This window comes from Stenotrophomonas sp. SMYL20 (genome assembly GCF_036320045.1).
GTDB lineage: Bacteria > Pseudomonadota > Gammaproteobacteria > Xanthomonadales > Xanthomonadaceae > Stenotrophomonas > Stenotrophomonas maltophilia_A.
Genome location: NZ_JAWIRT010000009.1, coordinates 57,693 through 70,454, shown reverse-complemented (window position 1 = coordinate 70,454; position 12,762 = coordinate 57,693). Strand labels below are relative to the sequence as shown.

General features: G+C 67.0%; 9 protein-coding genes. 3 read left to right on the top strand and 6 right to left on the bottom strand.

All coding sequences use genetic code 11. The features are described from left to right. The first annotated feature begins 77 nt into the window (after positions 1-77). The 3 genes from V3B48_RS08725 to V3B48_RS08715 all read left to right on the top strand — a co-directional run bounded on the left by V3B48_RS08725 (position 78) and on the right by V3B48_RS08715 (position 5,747). Positions 78-1,109, top strand: coding sequence for a LacI family DNA-binding transcriptional regulator (locus V3B48_RS08725; RefSeq protein ID WP_329893543.1), 1,032 nt, complete (start codon positions 78-80; stop codon positions 1,107-1,109). A gap of 132 nt (positions 1,110-1,241) precedes the next feature. After that, positions 1,242-2,144, top strand: coding sequence for an ABC transporter ATP-binding protein (locus tag V3B48_RS08720; RefSeq protein WP_134950937.1), 903 nt, complete (start codon positions 1,242-1,244; stop codon positions 2,142-2,144). Positions 2,145-2,156: 12 nt separating this feature from the next. Next, positions 2,157-5,747 (top strand): ABC transporter permease subunit, encoded by a 3,591-nt coding sequence (locus tag V3B48_RS08715; RefSeq protein ID WP_329893542.1) that lies wholly within the window; start codon positions 2,157-2,159, stop codon positions 5,745-5,747. A 115-nt stretch (positions 5,748-5,862) separates the two neighbouring features. Here the strand turns inward: V3B48_RS08715 and V3B48_RS08710 are convergent, their stop codons facing one another. From V3B48_RS08710 to V3B48_RS08685, 6 genes are all read right to left on the bottom strand, one after another. Next, a complete protein-coding gene (locus tag V3B48_RS08710; protein WP_049398843.1) occupies positions 5,863-6,156 on the bottom strand; it encodes a hypothetical protein in 294 nt (97 codons plus the stop codon). Continuing rightward, positions 6,153-6,617 carry a GNAT family N-acetyltransferase gene (locus V3B48_RS08705; protein WP_329893541.1) on the bottom strand — a complete coding sequence of 155 codons (465 nt, stop codon included), beginning with the start codon at positions 6,615-6,617 and terminating at the stop codon, positions 6,153-6,155. Before V3B48_RS08705 ends, V3B48_RS08710 begins: the two co-directional genes overlap by 4 nt. A gap of 115 nt (positions 6,618-6,732) precedes the next feature. Further along, positions 6,733-7,119 carry an SseB family protein gene (locus V3B48_RS08700; protein WP_049462191.1) on the bottom strand — a complete coding sequence of 129 codons (387 nt, stop codon included), beginning with the start codon at positions 7,117-7,119 and terminating at the stop codon, positions 6,733-6,735. A 122-nt stretch (positions 7,120-7,241) separates the two neighbouring features. Then, the gene (locus V3B48_RS08695) at positions 7,242-8,957 is read right to left on the bottom strand and encodes an alpha-amylase family glycosyl hydrolase (protein WP_329893540.1); all 1,716 of its coding nucleotides are present in this window, start codon (positions 8,955-8,957) and stop codon (positions 7,242-7,244) included. Continuing rightward, positions 8,957-10,444, bottom strand: coding sequence for an MFS transporter (locus tag V3B48_RS08690; RefSeq protein ID WP_329893539.1), 1,488 nt, complete (start codon positions 10,442-10,444; stop codon positions 8,957-8,959). The genes V3B48_RS08695 and V3B48_RS08690 overlap by 1 nt, the downstream gene beginning before the upstream one ends. After that, the gene (locus V3B48_RS08685) at positions 10,441-12,633 is read right to left on the bottom strand and encodes a Six-hairpin glycosidase-like protein (RefSeq protein ID WP_329893538.1); all 2,193 of its coding nucleotides are present in this window, start codon (positions 12,631-12,633) and stop codon (positions 10,441-10,443) included. Before V3B48_RS08685 ends, V3B48_RS08690 begins: the two co-directional genes overlap by 4 nt. Between the last annotated feature and the right edge of the window lie 129 nt (positions 12,634-12,762).

Genomic DNA, 12,762 nt, shown 5'->3' with positions numbered 1-12,762 from the left:
TCCAGACAGGAGCGCACCTGCGAGCGGAGGGCCAGCCTCATGGCATCATGATCGCTGCACGTTCCCTATCCGTTCCCATGACGATCAAAGGCAAAGCCACCTCCCTGGACATCGCCCACCTGGCCGGGGTCTCCCAGCCGACCGTGTCGCGGGCGCTGCGTGGCAGCCCGATGGTCAACGCCGAGACCCGCGAGCGCATCCTGCGCATCGCCCGCGAGCTGAACTACAAGGTCGACAAGAACGCCTCCAGCCTGCGCCTGCGCAACGCCGGCACCCTGGCCCTGCTGTTCTTCGAAGACCCGACCAACGACGACTCGCTGATCAACCCGTTCTTCCACTCGATGCTGGGCTCGATCACCCGCGCCTGCGCCCTGCACGGGCAGGACCTGCTGGTCTCGTTCCAGCAGTTGTCCACCGACTGGCAGGCCGACTACGAGGACAGCAACAAGGCCGACGGCATCATCCTGCTCGGCTACGGCGACTACCACGAATCGCGCGACCGCCTGCAGCGGCTGGTCGAACAGGGCACGCACTTCGTGCGCTGGGGCGCCGCCCTGCCCGGCCAACCCGGCGTCTCGATCGGCAGCGACAACTTCCAGGGTGGGCACGACATCACCACCCACCTGCTGCAGCAGGGCTGCCGCCGCATCGCCTTCCTCGGTCATGCCTCCAGCCACTACCCCGAGTTCCAGGAGCGCTACCGCGGCCATGTCGCGGCCCTGCAGGAACACGGCCTGGCTGCGGAGCCGGCGCTGCAGCACGATGCGATCACCACCGAAGCCTCCGGCCAGGAGGCCTGCCAGGCGCTGCTGGCGCGCGGTGAACCGATCGATGCGATCTGCGCGGCCAGCGACCTGATCGCCATCGGCGCGATGCGGGCCCTGCGCGAAGCCGGCCTGCGGGTGCCGCAGGACGTGGCGGTGACCGGCTTCGACGACATCCCCTTGGCAGCATCGGTATCCCCCGCGCTGACCACCGTGCAGCAGGACACCAAGCAGGCCGGGCAACTGCTGGTGGAGCGCCTGCTGGCACTGATCGGCCGGCAACCGGTGGAGAGCCAGAGCATCCCGGTGAAGCTGGTGGTGCGGGAATCTTCGCTGCGCGGGTAAGCGCTGCCAGGCCACCGCCCCACGCCCCAACGTGCGACGGCGGAATTCTCCCCCCATGACCAACGGCGGATGCGCACGGAGGCTGATGCGCGGATAACGCGCAGACATCGCCCATTGAAAGGTGTACGTCGCATGCTGAAGATCGATTCGCTGTCCAAGACGTACGCCAACGGCGTGCATGCCCTCAACAACGTCAACCTGGACATCCCGCGCGGCATGTTCGGCCTGCTCGGCCCGAACGGCGCCGGCAAATCGTCGCTGATGCGCACGCTGTCCACCCTGCAGGAGGCCGACAGCGGCACGGCCGTGCTCACCATCCCCGGCGAGACACCGATCGACGTGCTGCGCGACAAGGACGCGGTGCGCCGCCGGCTCGGCTACCTGCCGCAGGATTTCGGCGTGTACCCGAAAGTCAGCGCGCTGGACCTGCTGGAGCATTTCGCGGTGCTCAAGGGCCTGACCCAGCGCGCGCAGCGCCGCGAGGTGGTCGATGGGCTGCTGCAGCAGGTGAACCTGTGGGACGCCCGCAAGCGCAAGCTGGGCACCTACTCCGGCGGCATGCGCCAGCGCTTCGGCATTGCCCAGGCGTTGCTGGGTGACCCGCGGCTGGTTATCGTCGATGAACCCACCGCCGGCCTCGACCCGGAAGAACGCAACCGCTTCCTCAACCTGCTGGCCGCCATCGGCGAGAACGTGGCGGTGATCCTGTCCACCCACATCGTCGAGGACGTAACCGATCTGTGCCCGACGATGGCGATCATGAACAAGGGCCAGGTGCTGCTGACCGGCCGTCCTGCCGAAGCGATCGACGCCCTGCAGCACCAGGTCTGGCGCAAGCAGGTTGATCCTTCGGAACTGGCCGACCACGAGGCACGCTACGTGGTGCTGTCCACCCGCCTGGTCGGTGGTCGCCCGGTGATCCACGTGCACAGCGCCAACGACCCCGGCGACGGCTTCGCAGCCGTGGCTCCCGACCTCGAGGACGTGTACTTCCAGCGCCTGCGCCTGCAGGCCCGTGCCCGCGCGGCAGCCTGAGCGGAGCACGCCATGATCCTCAACTTCTTCCGTTTCGAGCTGCGCGAGCAGCTGCGCTCCCCGCTGCTGTGGCTGCTGGCCGGGCTGTTCGCCCTGCTCGCCTTCGCCGCGGCCTCCAGCGACGCCGTGCAGATCGGTGGCGGCAGCGGCAACGTGCACAGCAACGCGCCCACCGTGATCGCGCAGATGCTGGGTATCTTCACCCTGCTCGGCATGCTGGTCACCGCACTGTTCGTCAGCAATGCGCTGTTGCGTGACTTCGAACTCGGCACCGCCGAACTGATCTTCGCCAGTCCGGTGAAGCGCCGCGATTACCTGGCCGGGCGCATCGCTGCCGCCCTGGCGGCCGGGCTGCTGGTCTACGTCCTGATCGCGTTCGGCCTGTGGCTGGCGCCGTTCATGCCGTGGGTCGATCCCGAGCGCATGGGCCCGATCAGCTGGCAGGGCTATGCGTGGACGTTCGCGGTCATCGTCATTCCGAACCTGCTGTTCACCACCGCGCTGCTGTCGCTGCTGGCGGCGCTGACGCGCTCGATCCTGTGGGTCTACATCGGCCTGGTGGCCTACCTGGTGCTGTACGGCGCCAGCGCGGCCCTGCTGCGCGACATCGACAACACGTGGATCGCGGTGCTGAGCGAACCGTTGGGCATGCGCGCACTGGGCCGCACGATCCGCTACTGGTCCACCGCCGAACGCAACAACGGGATTCCCGAGCTGGCCGGTTACCTGCTGGCCAATCGCGCCCTGTGGTTGGGCGTGGCTGCCGCGCTGTTCGCCGCCACCTTCGCGCTGTTCCGCACCGAACGCAGCGGCAGTGGCCGTCGGCGCTGGGGCCGCAGGCAGGCGCAACCGGTTGCCGATGCCGATGCCGGCGCCGTCCGCCCCACCCGCGCAACGCTGCCGCGCGTGGTACCGGCGTTCACTACCACCACGGCGTGGCAGCAGTTCCTGCGCCAGGTCCGCTTCGATACACGTGGCGTCCTGCGCAGCGTGCCGTTCATCGTGCTGCTGGTGCTGGGCCTGGCCAACTTCCTGCCCAGCGCGCTGTTCCGGCAGACCCTGTACGGCACCTCGATCTGGCCGGTCACCTCGCAGATGATCATGGGCCTGCAGGGCGCCTTCAGCTGGCTGCTGGTGATCATCGTGCTGTTCTTCGCCGGTGAGCTGGTCTGGAAGGAACGCAGCGCGCGCATCAATGAAGTGACCGATGCCATGCCGGTGCCGAACTGGGTGCCGCTGCTGGCCAAGTTCACTGCACTGCTGGCGGTGATCGTCTGCTTCCAGGCCGCCGGCGCGCTGGCGGCGATGGGTGTGCAGCTGGCCAAGGGCTACACGCATCTTGAGCCGCTGCTGTACCTGCGCAGCCTGGCCCTGGATTCGGTGGTCTACATCCTGATGGGGGGCCTGGCGCTGGTGCTGCAGGTGCTCACCAACAACAAGTTCGTCGGTTATGCGCTGCTGATCGTGGTGATGATCGGCCAGGGCGTGCTCGGCCTGCTCGACTACACGCAGAACCTGTACAACTTCGGCAGCTGGCCCAACGCGCCCTATTCGGACATGAACGGCTACGGCCACTTCCTGACCGGGCAGCTGGCGTTCCAGGGCTACTGGGCCCTGTTCCTGCTGACGTTGATGTGCCTGGCATCGGCATTCTGGGTACGTGGCGTCAGCCAAGGGCTGCGCCAGCGACTGGCCCTGGCCGGCCGCCGCCTGCGCGGTCCGACCGGCGTCTTCGCTGGAGTAGCGGCCTTGGCCTTCATCGGCGTGGGCGGCTGGCTGTACTGGAGCACCAACATCCGCAACGAGTTCATCTCGCCCGACCAGCAGCTGGATCTGCAGGCCCGCTACGAGCGCGAGCTGTCGAAGTACCGCACTCTGCCGCAGCCTCGCATCGTGGCGGTGGACAACCGCGTGGACCTGTTCCCGGAATCGCAGTCGATGGTGATCGATGCGAACTGGACGGTGCGCAATACCCACGCCACGCCGATCCAGGACGTGCATGTCTCGATGGGCGACGACAAGCAGCTGGTCGCGGTTGACCTGGGTGGGCAGACCTTGTCGATGCACGACGCCGACCTTGGCTACCGCATCTACCGCCTGCAGAAACCGCTGCAACCGGGTGAAACCCGCAGCGTGCATTTCCGGGTGGTGCAGAAGCCCAACGGCATCACCGCGGGCCAGGCACCAAGCAACATCGTCGACAACGGCACCTTCTTCAACAGCCGCGTGCTGCCTTCCTTCGGCTACAACGAAGGCGCCGAGATCAGCGACCGCAACGAGCGGCGCAAGCGCGACCTGGGTGAGCCGCGGCGCATGCCCAAGCTGGAAGACGAAGCCGCACGTGCCAACACTTACATCTCCAACGATGCCGATTGGCTCGACTTCCGCACCACGGTCTGCACCGCGCCGGACCAGGTGGCGCTGGCCCCGGGCTACCTGCAGCACGAGACCACGGTGAACGGCCGGCGTTGCTTCAGCTACGCGATGGACCGCCCGATGCTGAACTTCTACGCCTACCTGTCGGCACGCTGGGAGGTGCGCAGGGCGAAGTACAAGGACATCCCGATCGAGGTCTACTTCGACCCGGCGCACGGCTACAACGTGGACCGGATGATCGAAGCGGTGCAGAAGTCGCTGGCCTACTACGAAGCGAACTTCACGCCCTACCAGCACCGCCAGGTGCGCATCATCGAGTTCCCGGGCTATGCGCGCTTCGCACAGTCGTTCGCCAATACCATCCCCTACTCCGAGGCCATCGGTTTCATCGCCGACCTGCGCGATCCGGACAAGGTGGACTACGTGTTCTACGTGACCGCGCACGAGATCGCACACCAGTGGTGGGCGCACCAGGTGATCGGTGCCAACGTGCAGGGCGCGACGGTGCTCTCCGAATCGTTGTCGCAGTACTCTGCGCTGATGGTGATGGAGCAGGAGTACGGCCGCCAGCACATGCGCCAGTTCCTCAAGCGCGAGCTGGACGGCTACCTGTCTGGACGCGGTGGCGAGGCCATCGAGGAGCAGCCGCTGGAGCGCGTGGAGAACCAGCAGTACATCCACTACCAGAAGGGTTCGCTGGTGTTCTACCGGCTGCGCGAGGAAATCGGCGAGCAGGCGCTGAACCGCGCGTTGAAGCGCTTCCTGCAGGACAAGGGCTATCAGCAACCGCCGTACACCACCTCACGCGAACTGCTGGGCTACATCCGTGCCGAGACCCCGGCTGATCGTCAGCAGCTGGTCACCGACCTGTTCGAGAAGATCAGTTTCTACGACAACCGGGTGATGGCCGCCAGCGCCCGCAAGCGTGCTGACGGTCGCTACGACGTGACCCTGGACCTGCACGCCGCCAAGCAGTACGCCGATGGCAAGGGCAAGGAGAGCGACGGCACGATGGATGACTGGGTCGAGATCGGCGTGTTCGCCAACGGGCCCTCCGGCAAGGAACGCGACCAGAAGGTGCTGTATCTGCAGCGCCACCACATCACCAGTGCCGCGCCGAAGATCACGGTGACGGTGGATGAAAAGCCGGATGAAGCAGGCTTCGATCCCTACAACAAGCTGATCGACCGGGTAAGCGATGACAACAGGCGCAAGGTGACGATGTGAGGCAACGGGGCGCAGGCCTGTCCGCCGGCGCTCCACGCAACAGCTGCGGGCTTGGCTCGGCCTTACTGTAGTGCCGAGCCATGCTCGGCATACTGCCCACGGTGACCGCGAAGCTTCAGCGCACCGTCGCCTTCGGCCCCAGCAACGCCAGCAGCACGAAGACCACGATCGAGGCGACGGTGCCGAGCGCCGCCGGCAACCCGAATGCCCACGCCGAACGGCCCTGCTGGCGCGCCCACTGGGCCAGATGCCAGGCCGCGCCCAGGTTGATCAGCCAGGCAATGACGAAGACCGGCCACAGCACCATGCCCACCGCGCGCAGCAGGGGCATGGAGACCAGTGCGGCAACGATGGCTGCGATCAGGAAGATCAGTGCTGAGCGGGAGTGCCGGGCCGTTGCGGCGCTCATGCGGCCAACCTGCGCACCATCACCAGCACGCGGTGGCTGCGGTTGTCGGCTTCCTGCAGCGGCTTCCAGCCCAACCGCGCATACAGGCCGCCATCCAACGATTCGGTCTGCAGGTACAGTTCGGAAACCCCCATCCGCACCGCCTGCGCCGCGGCCTGTTCGACCAGCGCGCCAGCCAGCCCACGCCCGCGATGACTATCGGCCACGAACACGCTGCCCAGCCAATGCTCGTACTGCGGGAAGGCCTGCATTTCCCGGCGCTTGAGCTGCACGGCACCGACCACCTGGTCGCCATCGAAGGCGGCGATCTGGTGCGGGAAACCCTCGGCGTCCTGAGGTGTGTTCAGCCGCTGCAGTTCCTGTTCCAGCGACAGGCCGGCGTCGCGGCCCCATTCGGCGTGGTACCACCGGGCCAACTGCTGCCGTTCCGGTGCATCGGCGGGTAATACCCTGAATTCCATGGCAATGCCTCGATGGGGAAGCGTTCTGTAGAGTCGAGCCATGCTCGACTGATCTGGCACTGTGCGAAAGGCAGTCGAGCATGGCTCGACTTTACAAATATAGCGCGGTGGCGGTTCAGCCCTGGGCGAAGTCCTTCAGGATCTCGCCCACGCCGCTCGGCGAAATCTCAAAGCCCAGCGAAGTGCCCGGATTGATCACCACGCCATAGCCACCCGGCACGCGGCGCAGCACGTCCAGCATCAGCCAGCGGATCTGGTGTTCGGCCTGCTGGCTGTAGATGCCCACCCGCGACGGGTCGGTGAACACGGCCACGTGCAGGGTGCCCTGCTTGTCGAACAGCAGCGGGTCGAAGCCGCTGCCGTCGGGGGTGACCAGGCTGCCGGTCAGCAGCACCACTTCGGAGGCGACGAAGGCCTCCATGAAGGCGCGGATCGGCACCGCCCCGTCCATCGCCGCCTTCAGCAGGGTTTCGATCGGGGTCTGCGGGGCGAGGTCGGTCATGGCGGTACGGCGGGGCGTGAGGGGTGCCTATTGTGCCGGATGCAGGCAAACCAGGTAGTGCCGGCCGCTGGCCGGCACCTGAAGGTGCCATGGATTCATGGGTTGCCGGCCAGCGGCCGGCACTACCGCCCCAGCCGCTGATCCCGCGCCTTCTGGTCGGCCATCGCCTTGTCCAGCTCAGCCTGCAATGCCGGCTGCTGCACGGCGGCGTCCAGCACGTAGACCTTCACGCCGTGCGCGGGCACGTCGGCCTTCAGGGAGGCATCCACCTGCAACGAACCGCCGTCCAGTGCATCGCGCCAGCGGCCCGCCTGCACGTAACGCGACACAGTGAGGGTCCTGGTCCGGTCGCCCTTGTTCAGCAGCACCAGCGCGGTCTGCGCCACGTCGCCATGCTGCAGCACGCGGAAGAACACCGCTTCATCACCCTGCAGGCGCTCGTTCACCTGCAGGCCACGCTGCAGCGCCGGCGTGGCTTCGCGCAATCGCGCGATACGCTGCAGCGGCGCGAAGATCGGACTCTCCGGTGCGACGTCCACGCGCGGCTGGCCAAAGTAGGCACGATTGCCGGCATGCTCGGCGCGGCCGCGCATGAAGCCGGTTTCCGAGCCGTAATAGACCACCGGAATGCCGCGTGCGGTGAACAGCCAGTTGTGCGCATCGATGAAGCCGTTGTCACTGGCCTGCAGGCGCGGCATGTCGTGGTTGTCGTAGAAGCTCATCAGCTCGTACGGATTGGCGTACGGGCCGCCGCTCAGGTGCAGCGGCTCGGCCAGGGTTTCAAAGCCCTTGCCGGCGGTGCCGAAGGTCTGTTCCAGCGCGCCGCGCAACGGGAAATCCAGCACGCTTACGTTGGCATTGGACGGCCAGGTGTGCTCGGCAATGCGCGCGGCATCGTAATCGAACGCTTCGCCGAACATGAACATGCCCGGGTGCTCGGCGCGGATGCGCTTGACGAAGGCATGCCACCACGGGTGCGGTAGCCAGCCGATGGTATCGATGCGCAGCGCATCCACCCCTTGTGCAGTCCACTGCAGGTAGGCGCCCACCAGATAATCCATCACCGCCGGATTGTCCTGGTTGAAGTCGGACAGTTCAGCCAGGTTGCCATCGAAGATCGAGCCGTCCTTGCTGTCGACCGGACCGATGTTGTTGTAGAACGCGTGCAGCGGGTTGTGCTTCGGATCCAGCTTCTGCGGTGGCAGATTCTGGTGATCAGCGATCAACGTTCCGTCCTTGTCGAAGATCTGGCCGAACTGCGGCTGCCGTGTCGGCATGGTCCAGGCCGGCGAGCCGTGGTTGCCGACGATGTCCAGCACCACCTTCAGGCCTGCGCCGTGCAGGCCCTTGGTCAACCCCGCGAAGTCCAGGTCCTTGCTGGGCAGGTGCTCATCGAGCTTGTAGAAGTTGATGCCCCAGTAGCCGTGGTAGCCGGTCTTGCCGCGATCGGTCAGCGTGCTGGTACAGCTGATCGCCTTGCTGCCGGTGAACGCCTCGTCCGGGTTGTCGATGATTGGCGTGATCCATACCGCGCCGAAGCCGAGGTTGCGGATGTACTGCGCATTGTCGAGCACGCCGCGGAAGTCGCCACCGAGGTAGCCGATATTGCCGTCCACCTTGTCCGGGCACGGCACCGGGATATCGAAGGTGCGGTGCGTGCCGCCCTGGTCGCGATGGTCGTTGGACGGGTCGCCGTTGACGAAGCGGTCGGTGACCACGAAGTACACCGCATCGCTGGCGAACGGCTCAGTGGTGCCGACGTAGTCCGGGCGCGGCGCGGCCGCCGCATGGCCGGCCAGCAGCACCAGGGAAACAGCAACAGACAGCGCACCACGCATCACACCACCTCCGGACGGGACGGAACCCGCAGCACGCACAGGCCGGCGACGAACAGGCTGCAGCCGCCCAGCACCAGCACATGCATCGGCTGGCCACCCAGCCAGGCGCGCAGGGCGAAGCCGAGCGCACTGGCCGCGACCAGCTGCGGGATCACGATGAAGAAATTGAAGATGCCCATGTACACGCCCATCTTCGATGCCGGCACACTATCGGACAGCAGTGCGTATGGCAGCGAAAGAATGGATGCCCAGGCGAAGCCGACGCCGACCATCGACAGCAGCAGCCAGTGTGGGTCGCGGATGAACATCAGCGAGACCAGGCCGGCGCCACCCAGCCACAGGTTGAGCAGGTGGCTCCAGCGCGGGCCGATCGCACGCACCATCGGCGGAATCAGTACTGCCGCCAACGCGGCGAAGCCGTTGTAGGCACCGAACAGCACCCCCACCCAGTTGGCTCCCTCGTTGTAGGCCGCCGACTGCGGATCGGTCGAGCCGAAGTGGATACCCGCCACCGCGGCGGTGGTGTAGATCCACATCGCGAACAGCGCGAACCACGAGAAGAACTGCACCCACGCCAAACGACGCATGGTCACCGGCATCGCGCGCAGGTCGCCGACGATGGCGGCCAGCATATGCGTGGCCGGCAACGCACGCGCGGCCGCCAGCAGCAGGCCGTAGCCGGCGCACAGTCCTGCCAGCACATACAGCATCCTGTCGCCCTGCCGCCAGGCGATCAACAGCGCCAGCACCACGCCGAGCCCCAGCCACAGCGCCACCTGCGTCCACGGCGCGGGGCCACTGATCGCAGCCCCTGCGTGGTGCGCCGGCGGCTCGGCATCATCGAAGCCAGCCAGCTCCGTCGGTGAGTACTCGCGGGTGCTGACCACCGTCCAGGTGATCGCCGCCAGCAGCACCACCGCGCCAAAGTAGAACGCATAGCGCACGGTATCGGGCACTTCCCCTGCGGCGGCCGTATTGGCGACGCCGAAGTGGGCCAGGATGAACGGCAGGAAGCTGGCGACGATGGCGCCCACGCCGATGAAGAAGCTCTGCATGGCATAGCCGGCCGGACGCTGGCGTGGTGCCAGCTGATCACCGACGAAGGCACGGAACGGTTCCATCGACACGTTGATCGAGGCGTCCAGCACCCACAAGGTTCCGGCGGCGATCCACAGCGTCGGCGAATTCGGCATCACCAGCAGCGCCAGCGTGGTCAGCACCGCACCGATCATGAAGAACGGGCGGCGGCGGCCCCAGCGCGTCCAGGTGCGATCGGACAGGTAACCGATCACCGGCTGCACCAGCAGGCCAGTCAGTGGCGCCGCGATCCACAGCCCGGGCACCGCATCCATGTCCGCGCCCAGTGTCTCGAAGATGCGGCTGGCGTTGGCGTTCTGCAGGGCGAATCCGAACTGAATGCCGAGGAAGCCGAAACACATGTTCCAGATCTGCCAGAACGACAGCTGCGGTTTGGCGGGACGACTCATCGTGCGCCCTCTTCCATCGCCACCGGCGCCACCTTCAGCGCCTGCACCTGGGCCTGGTTGAGCACGCCATCGCGTCCCCCCTTGCCGCCGGTGTAGTGCGCGAAGTGCTGCAGCGCGCTCATATTGAAGCCATCTTCAAGCGTGACCGTGCACCGCCCCTTGGGCACTGCGAACGTTGCCGAGGTCGAATCCTGCACCGCCACGCTGTGCGGCAGGGTGACCGTATGCCGCTGCAACGGCTGGCCCGGGCACTGCAGAACCAGCTGCTTGACCGCAGCCGTGACGCCGGTGTTGATCGGCCCGTTCGCGTTGCGGTACTGCAGGCGCAGGCGCACCTGCCCGGCCTGGGCCGCGGTGAACTGCCAGCGTTCCTCGCCCTTCAGCACCTGCTGCGGACCGACGCAGAGCGTCGAGCTGTGCAGCGACTCCAGCGCACCCTCGCGCAGGGTCAGGCTGAGGCAGTGCTGCAGGCCATCGTCGCTGATGTGCACCGGGCCATTGCTGGCGACGAGGGCCCTGCCGTCCTTCCACAGAACCTGCTCGGCTTGCACCGGAACGTTCCAGCCCGTGCCCATGCGCAGGGCCTGCGGTACCGCCGGTGTTGCGGGCGCACGCGCGTTGGCATCCGCAGTCGTGGCAGCGAAACCGGTTGCTGCCGGGGCAGCGACCAGCTGCACCGTGGTAGTCGTGCCACGTGTGATGGTGCTGCCGGCCACCAGCAGGCCATCGCCCACGTTCTGCGGGCGCTCCAGCACATAGCGCCTGCCGTTGGCTTCCAGCGTGATGCGGGGGTGCGTGCCGAACAGCTCCGGCACCAGCACGGCCGGCAGCTTGGGCTGCACGCGGCCATCGTCCTGCACACCGAACACACCTTCAAGCACCATCGACAGGTAGCCGGCCACCGACCACAACTGGCGTTCGGAGTTGACCACCGGGCCGCTCAGCGCACCTTCCTCGACATGCACGGCCTGGCTGACCAGCTCGTAGTTCTCCATGTTGGAACCGGCCAGCGCCGCGCCCTGCATCAGCGAGCGGATTTCGGCAGCGATGCGCGGCGCATCGTCCAGCTGCCGCGCCGCACGCAGCGAGTAGGCGCTGACGAACGGCCAGATCGCGCGGTTGTGGTAGATCGGCTGCTGCGACTCCTGCGGCCAGACCACCGGGCTTCCGGCCGGCCCCATCGGGTAAGCGGCCAGCGCACGGCGCGCACGCTCGGCCGGCAACACCTCGGCGAGGATGCCCAGCGACAGGCCGAGCAGATCGACCTTGGCGTACGGCACCGGGTGCGCGGCTTCGCCGATGTAGCTCATGTACTGGCCCATGTCCTCGCGCCAGAAGCGCGCTTCGATCTGCTGCGCCAACGCATCGGCCCACGCCTTGTAGTCAGCCGCGCGGGCATCACCATGTTGGCCAGCCAGGCGTTCGGCCAGGCGCAGCGCCTGGTAGTGCAGCACGTTGGTGGACAGTGCGTAGGAATCACCGATGAAGCGCACGTCCTCGCGGGTCCAGTCCGGATAGGTCTGCTCGCGCCAGTCCAGGAACGAGGTCTCGCCACGGTACAGGCCCATCTGCGCGTCGAACACCATCGCGCGGTCCTGCGCCAGCGTGCCCTGCAGCGCCTGCCAGACCTCGTCGGCAAACGCGCGATCCTCCAACAGGTGACGTGCCGCCAGGAACCACACCACGCGGTCGCTGCTGATTGGCCAGCTGCCGCCGGAACCGGTGTCCTGCGCCACGAACAGGCCGGGCGTATGGCCATCGCGCGCTGCCGAGAGCTTGAACTGCAGCGACTGCCGGGTGCGCTGCGGGTCCAGCCGCGCCAGCGCCAGATCGGCGGCGAAGCTGACATCGCGGGTCCACACGTAGGGCCAGCGCGCGCCGGTCTGGAAGCACTCGCATGGCACCGGCCGGCCTTCGTCGAACGCGGGATCGCGGATCGCATCCACGCGGTCCTGGTCCATCTCCTGCTGGGCCAGCGCGAACAGTGCATCGAACATCACGCTGCCGGTCTCGCTGCGCATCGGCATGGGCGCGATACGCACCTCAGCCTTCGGCGCATGCAGCACGTAGCTGCCCTTGGCAGCGGCTTCGGCGCGCGCATGGCGGCCGTCGAATTGCAGGTCGGCCGCCTGCGCGGTCGATCCCAGCGCTGCCCCCAGGGCAGCGGTCAGGCAAATGATCTTCAGCATCGAAGCGGCGGACCGGCTTTCGCCCGTCGGCCTCCCTCCCTCTCTGCACGCGTTGTAGGTCCGCACCGTCGTTGCCGGCGGGCGGGCGCGGCCCCTCCCTCAAGGTGCCTTGGCCCCATGGTAGACGCG